At 59.5% G+C, this 16,971-nt stretch carries 11 protein-coding genes and 1 pseudogene; all 12 read right to left on the bottom strand.

Features of this window, described 5'->3' with window-relative positions; genetic code table 11:
- Position 1 precedes the first annotated feature (1 nt).
- Positions 2–1,342, bottom strand: a complete 1,341-nt coding sequence (gene tssK / locus GFB49_RS16780) for a type VI secretion system baseplate subunit TssK (RefSeq protein WP_153217093.1) — start codon at positions 1,340–1,342, stop codon at positions 2–4.
- 38 nt (positions 1,343–1,380) lie between these two features.
- Complete coding sequence (gene tagH, locus GFB49_RS16775; protein WP_153217092.1) at positions 1,381–2,796, bottom strand: type VI secretion system-associated FHA domain protein TagH; 1,416 nt, start codon at positions 2,794–2,796, stop codon at positions 1,381–1,383.
- 6 nt (positions 2,797–2,802) lie between these two features.
- Positions 2,803–3,102, bottom strand: coding sequence for a PAAR domain-containing protein (locus GFB49_RS16770; RefSeq protein ID WP_153217091.1), 300 nt, complete (start codon positions 3,100–3,102; stop codon positions 2,803–2,805).
- 58 nt (positions 3,103–3,160) lie between these two features.
- Positions 3,161–3,754: a DUF6931 family protein gene (locus GFB49_RS16765; protein ID WP_153217090.1), complete on the bottom strand. Its 594-nt coding sequence runs from the start codon at positions 3,752–3,754 to the stop codon at positions 3,161–3,163.
- A 9-nt stretch (positions 3,755–3,763) separates the two neighbouring features.
- Positions 3,764–5,875, bottom strand: coding sequence for a type VI secretion system Vgr family protein (locus GFB49_RS16760; RefSeq protein WP_153217089.1), 2,112 nt, complete (start codon positions 5,873–5,875; stop codon positions 3,764–3,766).
- A gap of 55 nt (positions 5,876–5,930) precedes the next feature.
- Positions 5,931–8,771: a type VI secretion system contractile sheath domain-containing protein gene (locus GFB49_RS21430; protein ID WP_343032619.1), complete on the bottom strand. Its 2,841-nt coding sequence runs from the start codon at positions 8,769–8,771 to the stop codon at positions 5,931–5,933.
- Between the two features lie 222 nt (positions 8,772–8,993).
- Positions 8,994–9,455 (bottom strand): annotated as a pseudogene (tssB, locus tag GFB49_RS21290) (type VI secretion system contractile sheath small subunit); the annotation flags it as partial.
- Positions 9,448–10,308, bottom strand: a complete 861-nt coding sequence (locus tag GFB49_RS16750; RefSeq protein ID WP_153217087.1) for an ion transporter — start codon at positions 10,306–10,308, stop codon at positions 9,448–9,450. The gene GFB49_RS16750 and the pseudogene tssB, both read right to left, overlap by 8 nt.
- Positions 10,309–10,364: 56 nt before the next feature.
- Complete coding sequence (locus tag GFB49_RS16745) at positions 10,365–11,318, bottom strand: hypothetical protein (protein ID WP_153217086.1); 954 nt, start codon at positions 11,316–11,318, stop codon at positions 10,365–10,367.
- Between the two features lie 40 nt (positions 11,319–11,358).
- The gene (gene tssH, locus GFB49_RS16740) at positions 11,359–14,079 is read right to left on the bottom strand and encodes a type VI secretion system ATPase TssH (RefSeq protein WP_153217085.1); all 2,721 of its coding nucleotides are present in this window, start codon (positions 14,077–14,079) and stop codon (positions 11,359–11,361) included.
- Positions 14,080–14,092: 13 nt separating this feature from the next.
- Complete coding sequence (gene tssG, locus GFB49_RS16735) at positions 14,093–15,130, bottom strand: type VI secretion system baseplate subunit TssG (protein WP_153217084.1); 1,038 nt, start codon at positions 15,128–15,130, stop codon at positions 14,093–14,095.
- Complete coding sequence (gene tssF, locus GFB49_RS16730) at positions 15,094–16,971, bottom strand: type VI secretion system baseplate subunit TssF (RefSeq protein WP_153217083.1); 1,878 nt, start codon at positions 16,969–16,971, stop codon at positions 15,094–15,096. The genes tssG and tssF overlap by 37 nt, the downstream gene beginning before the upstream one ends.

The following is a 16,971-nucleotide window of genomic DNA, read 5'->3' as shown; positions in this document are numbered from 1 at the left end:
CTTACCCGTTCCGGATCGCCCAAAGCTCAAGTTTGAGCCCCGGATACTGTCCAGACACATGGACGGCCACGCCGCCCGAAGTTGTCATCTTGCCCCAATAGGGGCTGTCTGCATCAAGTTCAAAATAGACCACGCCCGCATGATACGGGATCTGGCGCGGCGCCACTGGCAAGGGCCTGAGCGTAATCCCCGGCAGGGCCGAATTCACCAATTGCCGGATCTCTTCGACGGGTCCGATCTTGGTCTGACCCGCAAAATGGCGGCGTACATCTTCGGCCGGGATATCGGCGCTGACGGCCAGCACAAACCCGGCACTGCCGATCAGCTTGCGATCCGCGATTACCCCAACCGAGATGCCGTATTTGCGCGGCTCCAGCTTGATCGAAATCGCGGTCTGCTCCAACACCGCGCTCAGATACTGGCGCAGCACCCGCACCACCGGCGCAAAACAATTGGTCAGATCCGCATGGGTATAGGGCGGCAGAACCGGCGCTTGTTTGTCGGCCGCCATAAATGTCGACAACTCCCCCGCCAGCATGCCACAGGCCGCATACAAATCCTCGGGATGCAGGTTTTCCACCTGCGCCATGTGACGCGTCAGTGGCAGGATCCGGTTGACCACTGTCAGCAACATAAAGTCCGAGATATCGGCCACGCCCCGCGCGCCACCCGCTTCGGCCAGACGTCCAGCCAGCGCCTCCATACGGTGCCCCAACAACCCTTCAAGCTCCCGAAGGAAACCGGACAGCGCAGGTGCGGCGCGAATGTCCAAACACGAGGGGATAAAGGCCTGATCCAGGATGATTTCCTGATCTGCGCGCACTTCGATGACCCGCGCAATTGGGATCGCCAACAGATCCGCCAGATCATCCACCTCCAGCGCGAATTGCAGCCGTAGCTTGCCCACGTCGATCTCAACCGGTTTCATCTCGGTTGAGGTCACATCCGTGATCTCTTGCGTGGCCGGCCGCAGGCGGCTGGCAGAGCGTTCGGCCCCCGTCAGATCCACCTCAACCGCGCCTTGGCGACGTTGCGGCACTGTCAGGTAAATCACGCAATCTTTGACCGTTTGTGGCACTTCCAGCGCAGGCGGATGGGCATCCGCCATGGGCACGCGAAACACGGTGCCGTCCTGGGTCAAGCCTTCGCAGGATTTCACCGCAAACTGGCCGATTTTCAACGCCTCGTGATCAATCTCAAGCGCGGTCACCCCCCAGGCATAGGGGCGAATGCGCCGCGCGAGGCCGGATACCAACCCCTCGGCATAACGGTCCTGCTGCTGCAGGTGATGGGGTTGCAAAAACAGCCCCTCGGTCCAAAGCACCTTGCTGTCCCAGGACAAATGCCTCTCCTTCTCTAATCAAGCGCTTTGCGCGCGCTTTAAGTCTTCAGCCGGTCCAACTGGGCCTGATAGGCCTTGGCAAATTCGCGGCTGAAGAGCTCGTGAAAATCGTTCTCTGCCTGATCCGAGATTTCAGCATAAAGCTTCTCATAGACGTCCCAATATTGCGCCTTTTTGCCCCGCAACAGGCCAGACATCCGGCCACGTTGTTCGAACTGGGCTTCCAGCGATTTCGGGTCGAGACGGGCCAACACCCCTTTGAGCGCGGCCTCCATCCCCGTCACCATCGCCACCTCATGGGCTTTGATGTCCTCCAGCGCCTGATGGGCGGCGCTTTCGGGGCTCAGGTATCCTTTGGTGGTGGGGCGCACCATCGCCTCGATCGCCTGTTCCGGCGTGATCGAAAACTTCAGCGGGTTATTGCCCCCAGCGGAAATCATCGTCTGTTCGATGCGGAATTCCGATTTGATCGTGGTGCGCGTCATCAAAATCTCGCGCAGGCCCGTGATCAATGTCTTCATCACCCGCCCCATGCGCAGGAAGGTATTGTGCTGATCCTCGGGCGCAATATTCAGATCCTCTGCCCCCAACCCCTGCAGGATCGCCGCCATGGCATCCGCATGCGCCTGCGTCGGTGCAGGCGGAGCAGGCTGTTCGGCCTCGGGCGTTGCGGGCTCTTCCTCCGCAACGGGAAGCGGCGCGGGCTCAGGCGGCGCAACGGGGTCCGGTTCTACGGCGTGGGCAGGCTCTGTTTGTGGCGCATCCCCGACACCGGACAGAAACTCATCATCCCAATCATCCGGGATCACCGAAGACGTGGCCCCCGGCGCGTGAAAACTGTCCGCAGCCGAAGGCGCGTGATGAGGCAGGCTGGCCCCCTCCCCTTCGCGCCCATCCTGGGGTTTGGTGAAAAACGGATCTTCCTCTTCGCCCATCGGCGGCAACAGATCATCAATGGGGTCTGCAGGTTTTAACTGGGACGGCCCGGTTGGCCCTTCGCCGAGGAGATCATCCAGGAAATCGCCACCGGGACCCACATCATCCAAAAGCGCCAGCGGGTCCGGCGCATGTTCCGCCACCCCCGGAGAGGCCGCAGGCATCGCAGCCGGAGCCAGATCCAATGGATCAGCCGCCGCGGTTTCCACGATTTCCACCACCAGCTCGTAATTGCCCACACAGAGCACATCGCCATTGTTCAACGGCGTCGGCGTGCGTCCCAGCGGGATCTTGGCATAGTTCAAAAACGTGCCATTGGCGCTGAGATCAACCACCACGACATTGCCGTTGTGATCTTCGATCACACAATGGTTGCGCGACAGCTGCTGGTCCGGATCCGGCAGAACCAGATCGCAGCCCGCGCCGCGCCCCACCGTCAGGCTGGGCCCGTTCATCACCACCGGGGTGCCATTGCCAGGCACCGCACCAGAGCTTTGAAATTTCAGTCGCACGCCCATCCGTGATCACCCGCCCACCAAGACGGTGAATTCACCTTTGACGATCACGCCACCACAGGCCGCATTATCCATCATCCGCGCGGCGGGCAGTTTCTGGATCAAAACCGTGGCGGACCCTTTGATAATCGGATGCGGCGGGGCGGCGGCGCACATATCCGTCATCCGCGCGGCAGGCAGTTTACCCACCAGAACCTGCACCGCACAGGGCGGCATAATGGGAATGGGCACCGGCAGAACCGGCGGCGGCGGAATAGAAGGCAACGTACAGGCGTGCAAATCAGAGACTCGGGCCTGGGGCATTGTCATGGGTTACCTCACCTACTCTTCAAACGTGTCCAATCAACACAGGTCCGACACGCCTGTGTCACTCACCTGCAGCCGCAACCAAACCGCGACCTCCCTTGGCAATATCCAAAGCACGGTCGACCAGCAAGCGGCCGTGTTCTTCAAACTTATCAGACAATTGTCCCAAGGCTACCATATTCATGGCAAAGGCCGCAGTTTCCGCAGCCCCGGCCGGCGCCGGATATTGCCGCAGATCTCCAGGCCCCAGGGTCCCATCGTGATACAGCACCGCCAACGCGCAATTCACAGTGTCATCATCCACATAGGCATGATCCAGCGTGATCCGCGCCGCATCGCGGTTTTCCTCGGAAGGATCTAACACCCAGGCCTCTGATTTCGCCAATGACGGCGGATCATCCGGTCCCCGTGGACCAATGTAATCGCGCGCCGCCAAACAAGCCCACCACACCCGTTCCCGCGCGGGCAACACAACGGCCAGAACCCGCAACAAATCGATCAACGCGCCTTTACGCTCCAGTTCTTCCAATACGGTTGCCGCATCTGCTGTTGGCGGAGCCTCCAGCGGAGTTTTTAGTAACACATTGGCATGCGACAACATTTTGGCCACAGGATCTGGCGGAACCTTCACCAGATTTTCAAAACGACCACTCATACCCACCACCTAGTTAATCATTGTCAGCCCACCCTTGAGGGTAAGCATCGCATCACCTTTGACCGTGGTCATCGGCGCTTTGGCTTCAACCATCCCACTGCCTTCGACCTTGATGATCGGACCTTTGATGGTCACACCGGAATTGTCGATCTTCACGGACGAGGCCCCCACCTGCAGCAAGATCTCCATTCCCGCGGTCATCTTGATCTTTCCGGCTGTCACATCCACCGTTAAATTCCCAAGCTTAACGGTTTCCTTGTGATCACCCATCTCGATGGTCTCGGTTTTATCGCCCATCTTGATGGTTTCGGTCATATCCCCTTTTTCGATTGTCTCGATCTTGTCCCCGGTTTTCACCGTCTCGGTCCGGTCGCCCTTGTTCACCGTTTCGGTGACATGCTGTTCCACCGTCATCACATAGGATTTCTCATCCGCGCTGGTCACTTCAGGGCTTGGCGCATCCAGACCTATGGTCACAGCGGACCGGTCCTTGATCAACATCTGATGATCTTTTTGCGCCTGAACCCGCATCAGCTCGCTGTCTTTCTTGTCGTCAAACATCAGCTCATTGTAGCCCCCTCCCCCTTTGGAGGAGTTGGTCTTGATCCCCAATTGTGTCTGATCATCAGGGTATTTATAGGGCGGCATCGTGTCCTTGTTGAACAACATGCCGGTACAGATGGGCCGGTCGGGGTCGCCTTCTTCAAACTGGATCACCACTTCCTGACCCATGCGCGGCACCGCAACCATCCCCCAGTCGCTGCCGGACCACGGAGTCACCACCCGCACAAAACAGGATGATTTATCATCCTTCTTGCCTTCGCGATCCCAATGGAACTGGATCTTGATCCGCCCATGTTCATCGGTCCAGATCTCCTCGCCGCTGCTGCCCACCACAGTGGCCGTATGCAGCCCGCTGATCTCAGGCCAAGGCGTCTCCAAGGGCGCGCGGTATTGCTCTGCCTTCTCAATCGCCCCAAAGGTCGCGGAATAAGCATCACCGCCCACCTCTTCGGGGAAATCCACATTCATCGGTTTGACATCGCGGCGCATCTCGCCCTTGTCTCCGTCTTTGGTCTTGCGCTGCTCCCGTTCGCCATAATCGCCCGAGATCTGCAGGTAATGGATCGCATCGGTCACGAGATATTCGGCATTCAACGCCTTCTCGGGGTGCTCCTTCAGCTTGAACGTATTGCCCGTGCCCAGGGTGCGCACATTGGAGGCCCCGCGCCAAACTTTGTGCCGGATCGCCTCTGCTTCCATCCGCACCCGCGCTTGTTTGCTGCCCAGTCCTGAATTCTTCCGGTAATGACCGGGATAGTCATAAACCTCAAAAGACTTGTGACTGTGCGACCCTTTTGGGATGGCGCTGTTGGATTTCAGATCCGCAGTCGGCGTCAGGAAGTCAAAATCATTCAACGTGACCTTGCCAGTTGTCAGGGTTTCGCCAAAGGCCAGCTCTGAAATGTGATCTTCACGGCGGCGGTCATTGTCGTCACGCGCATGGAATTCGATATTGGCATGCCCCGTGGCCGGAGAGTGCGCGCTGATCCCATCACACAGCACCATCTTTTCCGGCGCATTCTTGTCGGTGGCACTGTCGAAATAGAAATAGATCCCCTCTTCCTCCATCAATCGACAGATGAAGTCATAATCCGTCTCACGGTATTGCACGCAGTAATCCCGCGCCTCATAGCTTTCGCTCAACCGGTCTTTGAAATCGCTGAATCCATATTCGTTAAAGATCTGTTTGATGATCTCAACCGCGGATTTCTCCTGATACACCCGGCAATCCGCTGTGCGCGTCAGCAGCCACAACCAGGGGCGGACCTCAGCCACATAATGGCAATAGCCATCCCGAAACCCCATGTTCTCGACCGAGATACACAGGCCCGAGAATTTATGGTCCGTCTCACCGGCGGTCTGCACATGCAGGTTCATGGTCTTGCCAACCAGCTGATCCAGCTTCACCGCTTTGTTCTTGGACTGGATTTCGATCGTGGTCTCGGTCAGCTTGCTAAAGCCTTCGCGCACAATCGCCCGCTTCAGGAACAGGTCGCGCACGGTATAGCTACCGGACATCCAGACCATATCGCTTTCATGAGATTTACTGACTACCATCTCGCCTCCTTTCGGCACCGGAGGGTCTTGTGCGGTACGCGTAACATATTATTTTTCATCGCAAATCATCCAACAAAGCCGCAAGCTCTGCGTCAAAATCATCTTCAGACGCCGCATCCTGATCCGGCGTCTCATCATCAAATCCAGCCAACAGCGCGTCCAGCTCATCGTCCAAACTGTCGCTGTCAGCCTCCGCTTCAACCGGTGCAGGCGCAGCAGGCGCGGCCTCAGGTTCTGGTGCTGCCGTGACCTCAGGTGGTGATGGCGGCGGCACCGGGATATCGCTCCACGGTCCTGACAGATCACCGCCGTTCAACGCCATGAATGAGGTCAACCGCACCACATCCTGCCCTTTGACGGCGGACACCGCCATAAACCCGCGCTCCTTGGCCGTCGCAATTTTATCCAGGTCAATGTTGCGCTCGGTACAGGGCAGCGCCACCTGATCACCAAACCGGTCCAAAACGTAATGATAGGGCATGTCCCCCAGCGACATAATCGAGCCAAGGTCCATCGCGGCCCCGTTTTTGGCAAAGGACCGCCCCATCAGGATGGCAGCCAAGGCAACAGGGTTGCCCCATAACATGCCCTTCAGCCCTTCCGCCTCGGTGAATTCTTCAAAGTCAAACTCATAAATCGGATCTGTTTTGGCCCCATAGGGACGCCGCAAAAGAAAACGTGGTGCCAACAGCCCCAGATGCACGGCCTCTGGCATCGCGGCCAATGTATCCCAGGCCTCGGCCACCAATTTTGGGCGTTCCTCCTTGGGCGTGGTCAGGAAAGCAGGCGAAATCGCCGCCATAAACGGCGCGTCCACATGCGCCGCAACCCGCGCCAACCGCCCGAGCAGCTCTGCATGGGGCGGCGTTTCCTCAAACTGATACAGTCCGATAATGGCGGAATATCCACCCCGCCCCTCTTCGGGGTCCAACGGCCCTTCGGTCAACAACCGCATCAGACCGCTTTGGGTCAGGTCTTCCTCGGCCGCCAGATCCGCTGCCAGCTCTTGCGCGGAAATGTCATAAAGCACCAGTTCCAGCTTATCATTGGTCTCAATCGACCGCGCCATCAGGTCCAGCGTGCGCCATTGCGCCTCGATCGCCTGAAACTCTGGATGGTGCAGCACCATCCGCATCGCATGGCTCAGCGCGTCTCCCACGGCTTCTTGCATCGCCGTGGTGTTGGGATCCGGCAAACGGCGAATATGCGGCCCCACCACCCGTTCCATCAGCTCAGCCACGGGAGAGGCTTCACTGGGCTGCGGTGACACATCCCCGATCAGACGTTGAAAATCGCTCAGCCGCAGATCCGCAGGCACCGCTGTCGCCGAAGATGACAGGCGCGGAGCTGCGGCCGGTGTGCCGTATTTCTCCCCCCAGGCCGAAAGCGATGCCGCCGCAGACCCGGCCGTTGCGCCACTGGCCAATTGCTTGCGCAGCGACTCCAGCTCAGCAAACAGTGGCATTTTTTCATAAAGCTCGTCGGGATGCAGATCATCCAGCCCCCCCAGCGGCACCTGAACCACCGTACCTTCCTTGCCAATCGGCAGCATCAGATCCCCGGCGAACCCTTCGATCACATCCTCAACCGTATCCACATCCAACAGCTGCCCGGTCCGCGCCGCCAGATCATCGCCGATCTCCACCCGGCCTTGCGCCGCCCGACCCGAAAAATCGCCAAAGACCGCCATCCGGAACCGACGCCGTGTCAGAACTTCGGGCGTTGGGCGATCCGCAGAAAGCGTGCCAAAGGGAAACTCGATCTCGACCGGATCCGCACTTTCGACTGCCGCTTCTGTGTCCGCCGACGCCGCACCCTCTGATGTCGGGGCCGCCCCATCCTCACTGTTTGCCGCAGGATCCAAATCGCTCAACAGATCATCCAGATCCAAATCCGCGCTGTCGTCGACAACCGCAGCAGCTGCCGCGTCATCTGCCTCTGCCGGATCATCCTCCAGCCCCAAATCCGCTAGAATATCATCCAGATCGCCGGTGCCGTCCGACTCGCCCAGCAAGGCGCCAAGGTCGGGGTCCGCAGCCTCCGTCGGCACGTCCTCAGTAGGTAGGCTGGCCAATGCCGCAGCCGAGCCGTCTGAGTCCGGCACTGGGTCATCCAAATCCGCCAGATCCCCCAGGATATCGTCCAAATCATCGGTGGATCCGCCCTCTGGTGCGGGCGGCGTTGCGACAGTCTCCAGAATATCACCCAGATCATCGCCAACCGGCGCGCTCACATCCTCTGGCTCAAGCCCGGCTAGGATATCATCCAGATCATCGCCCTGTTCTGCAGGTTGCTCCGCCTCGGGCAGCAGATCACTCAGGTCAATGTCATCCGCCACAGGGTCATCTGGTGTCGCCCCTGCCAAACCGGCCAGGGCCGCATCCACGGTGTCAGTCGGGTCATCATCCCCTACCGGCACCTCCGCCAATTCGGACAAAACATCCTCAACACCGCTCTCCACCTCCGCAGGCGCAGCGGCTTCCAGCCCGGCTAGAACATCGTCCAGATCATCGCCCTGCTCTGCAGGCTGCTCCGGCTCAGGCAACAGATCACTCAGATCAATATCCGCGACACCATCCGTTTGCGACGCATCGCCCTCAGGTGCGGTCGCGCTCAGCTGATCCAACACCGCTGCCGCCTCATCTGTGGCGGAGGGCTCCTCCGCAGGAGCAGCCGCCGTCAGCGCATCCAAGACCTCTCCCGCAGCATCCTGATCTGTCACCTCTTGCACCGTGACATTGGCCAGTTCCGCCAGAACATCAGACGTCTTGTCCTCTGGCGTTTCCACGTCAGCTTCTGCCGCGCTCAGCCCATCCAAAACACGTTGCGCCGCATCCCCTGTTTCAGACGTCCCCTGCGGCGCGGCGGCTGCGAGATCTCCCAGAACATCCGCCATGGCATCGCCCGCCACAAGCGCCTCAGGTGCGGCCGCCGCCAATCCATCCAGCACCGCTTGCGCGTCGGTTTCCGGCGGCGCTTCCGCAGGTGCCACCGACCCAAGGCTTGCAAGCGCCGCAGCAGTCTGATCCTCGCCCGCCTCTTCCGGGGCTTGCTCGCGCAGCTCATCCAGAACGGCTGTCATATCCGCAGAGGTTGCCGCCGCCGGTTCAAACCCCGACAACAGACTTGGATCCTGCAGCACCTTCTCCACCAAAGCTTCCGCCCCGGTCTTGCCATCCATATAGGCCATCAATGTCGTCAGCTGCTGTCGCGCCTCCAGCAACGGGCGCAGCGCGTCGACCTTGGCGGCGATGGCACCGGGGCTGAAGTCCTCCATCTTCTCAAAGGTCAGATCCACCGCCAGATTGCCCTCTCCGGTCAAGGTATTGGGTACGGTAAAGGCCGCACGCGGGGCCATGGCTCGCATGCGTTCGTCAAAATTATCCACATCGATCTCAAGGAACTTCCGCTCGGCCACCGAGGGCTGCGCCACCGTGGACTTGCCCACAAGATCGCTCATCACCCCCATGACAAAAGGCAGCTGCACCTTTTTCTCGGCGCCATAAAGCTCGACATCATATTCAATCTGGACCCGAGGCGCGCGATTGCGGGCGATAAATTTCTGCGAACTGTCAGCCATCGCTGCCCCCTTTCAACGCAGCCACCTCGGCCCGCAGCGCCTTGATCTCATCGTGCAGCGCCAGTACATGCGCATCGACAAGATCCGTCTCGCTTTTCACCAGATCCCGCAGCTTTTCAAACTCCTGCTCGGCCTCTTCCTCCACCGCCGATTGCATGGTGTTGACCAGCAGACCGATAAACAGGTTCAAGACGGAGAAGGCCGTGATGATGATAAAGGGGACAAAAAACGCCCAGGCCGCCGGATAGGTCTCCATCACCGGGCGCACGATCCCCATCGACCAGCTTTCCAGCGTCATGATCTGAAACAGCGAATACAAGGACCGGCCAAGGGTGCCGAACCATTCATAAAACTCCGGCCCATACATCAGGGTGGCCATCACGCCAAAGACGTAAAAGACGATCGAGATCATAATGATCACCGCGCCCATGCCCGGCAGCGCATCCAGCAAGGCCTGCACCACCGCCCGCATCTGCGGGATCACCGACAACAGACGCATGGCCCGGATCACACGCAGGCCGCGCAGCGCCGACAAACCCTGACGATCGGGCAACAGACCCAGACCCACAACCACCAGATCAAAGATGTTCCAGGCGGAGGTAAAGAACCGCAGCCCATAGGCATAAAGCTTCATCAAAAGCTCGATCACAAAGATCGCCAGCACAATATCGTCCAGAACCGAGATAAACCCGCCCGCAACCGCCATCACATTATCCGAGGTCGACAGCCCCAGCATAATGGCGTTGAAGATGATGATCGCGAGAATGGCATTGCCGACCCAATCGGTCTCAACAAAAGCGCGCACCTTGTCGCGCAGCGTTACAGGCTCGGTCTGCGTCGTCTCTACGTTCATCCCCTGTCTCCCCGTTCTGGTTCAGGTTCGCCGCGTGCCAGTGGTTGTGACATCCGTCACAGGATATCGGCTGCGACCTCAAACACTTTGATCGCAATATCGATGGCCTTTTTGACCTTCTCAGCATGCGCTTTGATGGTTTTCAGATCCAATGTCCCCTGGGCATCCTGCGCCTTTTTCAGAGCAAAATCAGCAAACTTGCGACCATTCTGTTCGGTGGTGTTAAATTCGATGATCTGGCTGATCATATTGTTGATCGCCGCTTCCTGTTTCTTGGTGACGGCAACGCCCTCATCCTGAAGCTGCAGCAGTTTTTCCAAGGGTTTCGCCATGGAAGAGGCCTTCTGACGCGCCGCTGTCAGCTTGACCTTATATTCCTTCACCGTGTCTTCGACCTTGGTGATATGGCTTTTGCCAACCTTGCCGTCCTTGGTCGCCTTGGCCATTTTTTCCAGGGCTTTCATCAGGTCTTCGCGCACTTTGGTCTCGGTCGCGATGGCCTTTTTCACCTCTTTGGCGATGCTATAAACGGATTTGGCAACCTTGTAATATTCATCCAGCTTCGCGCCGGAACTGGCCACAAGAGCCGCAATGGATTTGCCGATCTTGACCACACCCCAGGTGATATTGGCCGCGATCTTCAGCTTCCACTTGGTGTATTCCTTGTTCTCTTTCTTGATCTTTTCCCAGGAGGCCTTGATCCGGTTCTGGGCTTCCTTCTCAAGGTTCGCGACCAGCTTCTTCAGCTCGTCATTGACAAGTTTGGCCAGCTTTTCGACCTCTTTCTTGTCGCTCATCCCCTCGAACTGTTTGTCGTATTTCTGGATCGCCGGGTTAATCGCCATTTTGCGATAGTCATTCAGATAGGAATAGACCGGCTCCATAATCCGCGCGAGCAGGGAGGTGTCGATCTCTTTGCCCGACACCTTCAGAGTGATCTTCCCATTTGGCAGATCCATATTTTTGGCATTCACCGTGATCAGATCGAATGACTTATTTACTTCGGCCATTTAATACTCTCCTCATGCGCGCAAGTGGAAACAGCGCAAATTATTCAAAACTATAGGTGAAATCACCGTCGGCCACATCGATGGCAACCTTCTCGGCGTGCTTGCCTTCGATCAGGCGGCGTAGGAATTCGTTTGAGACCTCCGGCAGCATGGTATTGGTCACAATCGCGTCGATCATGCGGCCGCCGCTGTCGAGTTCCTGACAGCGGTTGACGATCTCTTCGACCACCGCATCGGTGTATTCAAACGGCACGCTATGCGCGGTCTCCACCCGTTTCTTGATCCGACCCAGCTGCAGTTTGGTGATCTCGGACAGCATATCGGGGCTGAGCGGATAATAGGGGATCGTCACCAGTCGCCCCAAAAGCGCGGGCGGGAAGATTTTCAACAGGGGTTCGCGCAGCGCTTTGGCGATGCCATCCGGCTCGGGCATCAGATCAGGGTCACTGCACAGATCCATGATCAGCTCGGATCCGGCATTGGACGTCAGAAGGATCAGCGTGTTCTTGAAGTCAATCAGGCGACCTTCGCCGTCTTCCATGATGCCCTTGTCAAAGACCTGAAAGAAGATCTCATGCACATCCGGGTGGGCTTTCTCGACCTCATCCAGCAGGACAACGGAATAGGGCTTGCGCCGCACCGCTTCGGTCAACACGCCACCTTCGCCATAGCCGACATAGCCCGGAGGCGCACCTTTCAGCGAGCTGACGGTATGGGCCTCTTGGTATTCACTCATATTGATGGTGATGACGTTCTGCTCACCGCCATACAGCACCTCAGCCAGGGCCAGCGCGGTTTCGGTTTTCCCCACGCCCGAGGTGCCTGCAAGCATAAAGACACCGATCGGTTTGTTGGGATTGTCCAAACCCGCCCGACTGGTCTGGATGCGTTTGGCGATCATCTGCATCGCATGATCCTGACCGATGACGCGTTTGGCCAGATGCTCTTCGAGGTTCAGGATGGTCTCGATCTCATCCTTGACCATGCGGCCCACGGGAATGCCGGTCCAATCGCCCACAACCGAGGCCACGGCCTGATGATCCACAATCGGCAGGATCAGCGGGCGATCTCCCTGGAGGGTTTCCAGTTCGGCATTCTTATCCTTGAGTGCCTGCATCAGCTTGGCGCGGTCCGCGTCCGACAGCGGGCTCTCGGTGGCGCCCTCCGCAGGCTCATCCCCAGCATCAACCGGTGCATCCACGGGCGCGGCCCCCTCCCGGAGTTTGGCGCGCAGGTCCAGAATCGCGTCAACGCAGGCCTTTTCCTTGTCCCATTGGGCCGTCAGATCCACCAGCCGGGCCTCTTCCGCCTCTTTGGCCGCCGTGACGGCCTCGCGACGGTCCGCGACCTCGTAACCCGCGGTTTCATCACGGCCGATGATCTCAAGCTCGGTGGTCAACGCCTCAATCCGGCGCTGGCAGTCGTCAACCTCTGCCGGAACCGCGTGCTGGCTGACCGCCACACGGGCGCAGGCGGTGTCCAGAAGGCTCACGGATTTATCCGGCAATTGGCGCGCGGGAATATAGCGGGCCGAGAGCGTTACCGCCGCCTCGATCCCCTCGTCCAGGACCTGCACCCGGTGGTGACCTTCCAGCATGGTGGCAATGCCGCGCATCATCAGGATCGCCTTGGGAATGTCAGGCTCATCAACCTTGACGACTTGGAAACGCCGGGTCAGGGCGGGGTCTTTCTCGATGTACTTCTTGTATTCCGCCCAGGTGGTGGCCCCGATGGTGCGCAGGGCGCCACGCGCCAGCGCCGGTTTCAGCAGGTTCGCCGCATCACCGGTGCCCGCAGCGCCCCCTGCGCCGACCAACGTGTGGGTTTCATCCACAAACATCACAATCGGCACGGGGCTGGCCTGCACCTCGTCAATCACCTGACGCAGGCGGTTCTCAAACTCACCCTTCATGCTGGCACCCGCCTGCAACAGACCCACGTCCAGCACCAACAGGCGCACATCCTGCAGCGACGGCGGCACATCACCGCGCGCAATCCGCAGGGCAAACCCTTCGACCACCGCCGTCTTACCCACACCCGCCTCACCGGTCAGGATCGGGTTGTTCTGGCGGCGACGCATCAGGATATCAACGATCTGTCGGATCTCCTCGTCGCGCCCCACGATGGGGTCAATCTCTCCGTTGCGGGCCTGTTCGGTGAGGTCGGTGCAGAACTGCTCCAGCGCCTCCCCCTTGCCCATCGCGCCCGGTGCCATCGCCCCCGAAGCCTCACCCGGTTCCGCGCCGCCACCAACGTTAGAGCCATCCTGCGGCGCCAGACCTTCTTCGGGTGAACCACCCGTGGCCTCGGCAAAGTTATCGGCCAGATCATCGGCCCCGATCTTGGCCAGCTCTGGTGAGATCGACGTCAGGATATTGCGCAGTGCCGGTGTTTTCAGGATGCCCAAGAGCAGATGCCCCGACCGCACCTGATTGGCGGAATAGAGAAGCGAGCCCCAGACCCAGCCGCGTTCCATTGCGTCCATCAGATGGTCCGACAGATCCGAAATGGTGGACGCCCCGCGCGGCAGCCCATCCAGATTGCGTGTCATCTCGGCCGCGATTTTACCGGTGTCCAGATCGTAATGGGCGATAATCCGATGCATATCGCTGTCCTGCCCCGCCAGAAGCTGATGCAACCAATGCACCAGTTCAACATAGGGGTTTCCGCGCATCTTGCAGAAGACCGTCGCGCTTTCGACGGCCTGATAGCCCAGTTTGTTCAACTTCCCAAAAAGCGCAACACGGCTGATTTCGGTCATAACTCGCTACTCCTCACTGAGCTGTGCACTGGGCTGTGCCAGGGTATAGGTAAAGATCATCAACATCCGCCTGATCCGCATCGGGATCCGGGCGCGAGCGGACCCAGCTGGTGTGTCCCAGCCGGGTAGAGCCGCCCAATTGCGCGCGCGGGACCGCATCGCCCGCAAGCACAAGGTTCACGTCCCAGTCAAGCTGGTCGCCAATATAGGTCCGCACAATCGCGCGCAGCCGGTTGAGTGACGCACCGCCCGGCAAAAGACGTTCGTAATCCGCCAGGGACAGCGGTCCAATGCGCAACCGGAACTTGGCACTGCGGGACCAAACCTTTTGCCCCACATTGGTGGTCTGCCCCAGGCTGCCACGCCCCAATTGCCACAGATCATCCGGCTCCAGATGCAGCCAGCTGCCGACAAATTCCTGCAAGGTCACCGGCACGCCCAGAAACTCTTCCAGAATGGTTTCAAGCCCTTCGGGGTTGCGCGCGCCTTGGGACAGCAGGCCGGAAAAATGCAGCCGCGCCAGATCGGGAAAATCATCCCGATTGGCCAAGGTATCGGCGTTATACCCACAGGCCGCCGCCACCCGCGCCGCCATCGGATCATCCGCGCGGTCGAAACTATGGGTCAGGGATCCCTGACACCAGGCGCGATACCACAGGCTCATGAGCCGATGCGTCAGCATATCCGCAAAAGCCACCATCGCCCCGTCGCGGTGGTTGCGTTTGCGGTCGCGTGCATAGCCGGTCAAATGCAGCGGCAGCGGTCCCTGCGGGCCAAACAGGCCAAAGACCCGGTTGGTCAGCTGCGCCGGAGCGCCCCCACCCCCCGGTTTGAAATCCGCAATTGTGGTTGGCGGAAAGGCAAGCTCGGCCTCCTGTCCCAGACGCACCTGATCCTGACGCGGGCGGCGGCTTTCACCCAGCCGCGGCGCGTCAGCGTGCTGCGCTTCCAGGATGCGCAACGCTTGAAAGATATGATGTGCCTTTGGATCAGCCGCCAGACGGCCAAAAAGGCCTATATCATCCGGCCGAGGCCCACCGTCGGACGCCATCGCGCAATCTCTCCCCGTTTTTCTGTTGTCAGTACCGTTTCGGTAAAGCTGTTGATGGTGGCATAGCCCCGGAAAAACCGCTCCAGCACGGCCCCCAGCGCATAGATATTGGTCCCCTCAAAAAAGCTCTCATCAAAGCCAAGCTTGATTTCGATCCCCCGCACAGCCGTGGCTAGGATCTGATCGCTCATCCGCCGCACAATGGGGCGCGAGCTGACCGCGACGATGCCTTCCAGCTGCTTTTCCGTCACCCGGTTGCCCAATGGCGCATAAAGGCCGATCAGCTCGCGCAGCGCTTCTGCCGATTGGCCACGATCCGTCTGGGCAATGGATGCGTAATTCAGGCTCAGATGCGAAATCAGCCGCCAGGCGGTGTCCCCTTGGGCCAATGTCGGATGGGGCCGTGTGGGCGACACCGGCAGGGTGATCCGTTTGATCGGCCCCCCTTCGGGCAGGTGAAACACATCCGCATCACCCGTGGCCAACAGAAGGGGCAGATCCCGGTTGGTACAAAGCGCGGTCACCGCCAGCTGTTCCAACTGCGCGCTATAGGGGGCCTGAGCCCGATCCACCAACGACAGATAGACCTCGGAGCCCAGATAAGAACTGCGCACGCCGCGCAGCCGTTCCTTTTCCGACCGCTGCCGCATCCGCCGCTTGATGCTGTAATAGGCCGGGTGGGTTTCGCCCGCAGCGGTAAAATCATCAGCCGAGTAAAACGGACGGAATTCCACATCCTCGGCACCCGCCGCGCTGATCCCGGTGACGGATTTCAACGCATAAAGCTCGTAATCCAGCCCCGCTGTGCGGTTGGGCACCACGTGATGCTCGGTCTCGGTCGAACTGATCCGCACCCGGTCGCAGCGCTTTTCAAACAGGTTCACCGCTGGCACCGCATTCAACATAAACGTCTCGGGCACAACCAAAGGCGCCACCGCGCTCATCCCGTCGCGCAGCAGGATATAGATATCGACCTCGGCCCCTTCGGCGCGTTCCAGTCCGGCCTGCAAGCCCTGCAGCTCCACAAACCGGTACCGTTCCGGCATGGCAAAGAATTCCTGCAGCAGCCGATACCCATCAAACACCCGGCGCGGCAGCGGCAACAGCGCCTCATCCGGGCTAAAGCCCTTCTGCACCAGCTGACCCGCAGGCAAAGGAAAGGTCCAATCCGCACGCCGATTGGTGGATTTCGCCGTCACCCCCTGCACCTGGGTGCACAACAGCTCTAACAACGGCCAGGAATTGCCCGCCGCACCAGACAGGAACAGCGTCAGCTGATCCATGGCCAATTCGCGGATCGGATCCCCATCGGTGCGTTTCAGTCGCAGCCGAATGCCCGCGCGCGCGTCCACATTGGCGGCCACACCCGCCGCCACCAGATCGCCCCGCCCGTCGATATACTGCGCCTCGGTAATCTCGATCGGCCACATGACGGTATCGGCGGCAGTGCGGAACTCACAAGGTGTCTGCGCCCCATCCGTCAACCGCGAGCGCAGCACCGAGCCCCGCGGCAGTCTGAACCCGGATTTCACGGCGGAATTTGCCTTGTCCGGCTCAAAAGCCGCAATCATCATCGACGGCGTCGGCGCCAGATAGTGGGGATAGATGATTTCCAACAGGTTCGAGGTAAAATTGGGATATTGCAGCTCCAACTCCAGCTGCACCCGTGCCGACAAAAAGGCCACCCCTTCCAGCAGACGTTCCACATAGGGGTCCAGAACCTCGACCCCTTCCATGCCCAGGCGGGAGGCGATCTTGGGGTAGGCCGTGGCAAACTCCGCGCCCATGTCGCGCAGGAAATTCAGCTCGTTTTCATAGTGGCCCAGAAGACGCGTATCCAA

It is taken from the genome of Tritonibacter litoralis (assembly GCF_009496005.1).
In the GTDB taxonomy this organism is placed as follows: Bacteria; Pseudomonadota; Alphaproteobacteria; order Rhodobacterales; family Rhodobacteraceae; genus Epibacterium; species Epibacterium litoralis.
The sequence above is the reverse complement of the archived record's forward strand: the minus strand, read 5'-3'. Positions and strand labels throughout refer to the sequence as shown.

What these genes read in the sequence shown, in the direction of transcription:
- tssH (WP_153217085.1), bottom strand. Translation starts at nt 14,079, where the DNA reads ATGACCGAAATCAGCCGTGTTGCGCTTTTTGGGAAGTTGAACAAACTG.
- GFB49_RS16745 (WP_153217086.1), bottom strand. Translation starts at nt 11,318, where the DNA reads ATGGCCGAAGTAAATAAGTCATTCGATCTGATCACGGTGAATGCCAAA.
- GFB49_RS16760 (WP_153217089.1), bottom strand. Translation starts at nt 5,875, where the DNA reads ATGGTAGTCAGTAAATCTCATGAAAGCGATATGGTCTGGATGTCCGGT.
- GFB49_RS21430 (WP_343032619.1), bottom strand. Translation starts at nt 8,771, where the DNA reads ATGGCGGATGTTCTGGGAGATCTCGCAGCCGCCGCGCCGCAGGGGACG.
- GFB49_RS16765 (WP_153217090.1), bottom strand. Translation starts at nt 3,754, where the DNA reads ATGAGTGGTCGTTTTGAAAATCTGGTGAAGGTTCCGCCAGATCCTGTG.
- GFB49_RS16750 (WP_153217087.1), bottom strand. Translation starts at nt 10,308, where the DNA reads ATGAACGTAGAGACGACGCAGACCGAGCCTGTAACGCTGCGCGACAAG.
- tagH (WP_153217092.1), bottom strand. Translation starts at nt 2,796, where the DNA reads ATGGGCGTGCGACTGAAATTTCAAAGCTCTGGTGCGGTGCCTGGCAAT.
- GFB49_RS16770 (WP_153217091.1), bottom strand. Translation starts at nt 3,102, where the DNA reads ATGACAATGCCCCAGGCCCGAGTCTCTGATTTGCACGCCTGTACGTTG.
- tssG (WP_153217084.1), bottom strand. Translation starts at nt 15,130, where the DNA reads ATGGCGTCCGACGGTGGGCCTCGGCCGGATGATATAGGCCTTTTTGGC.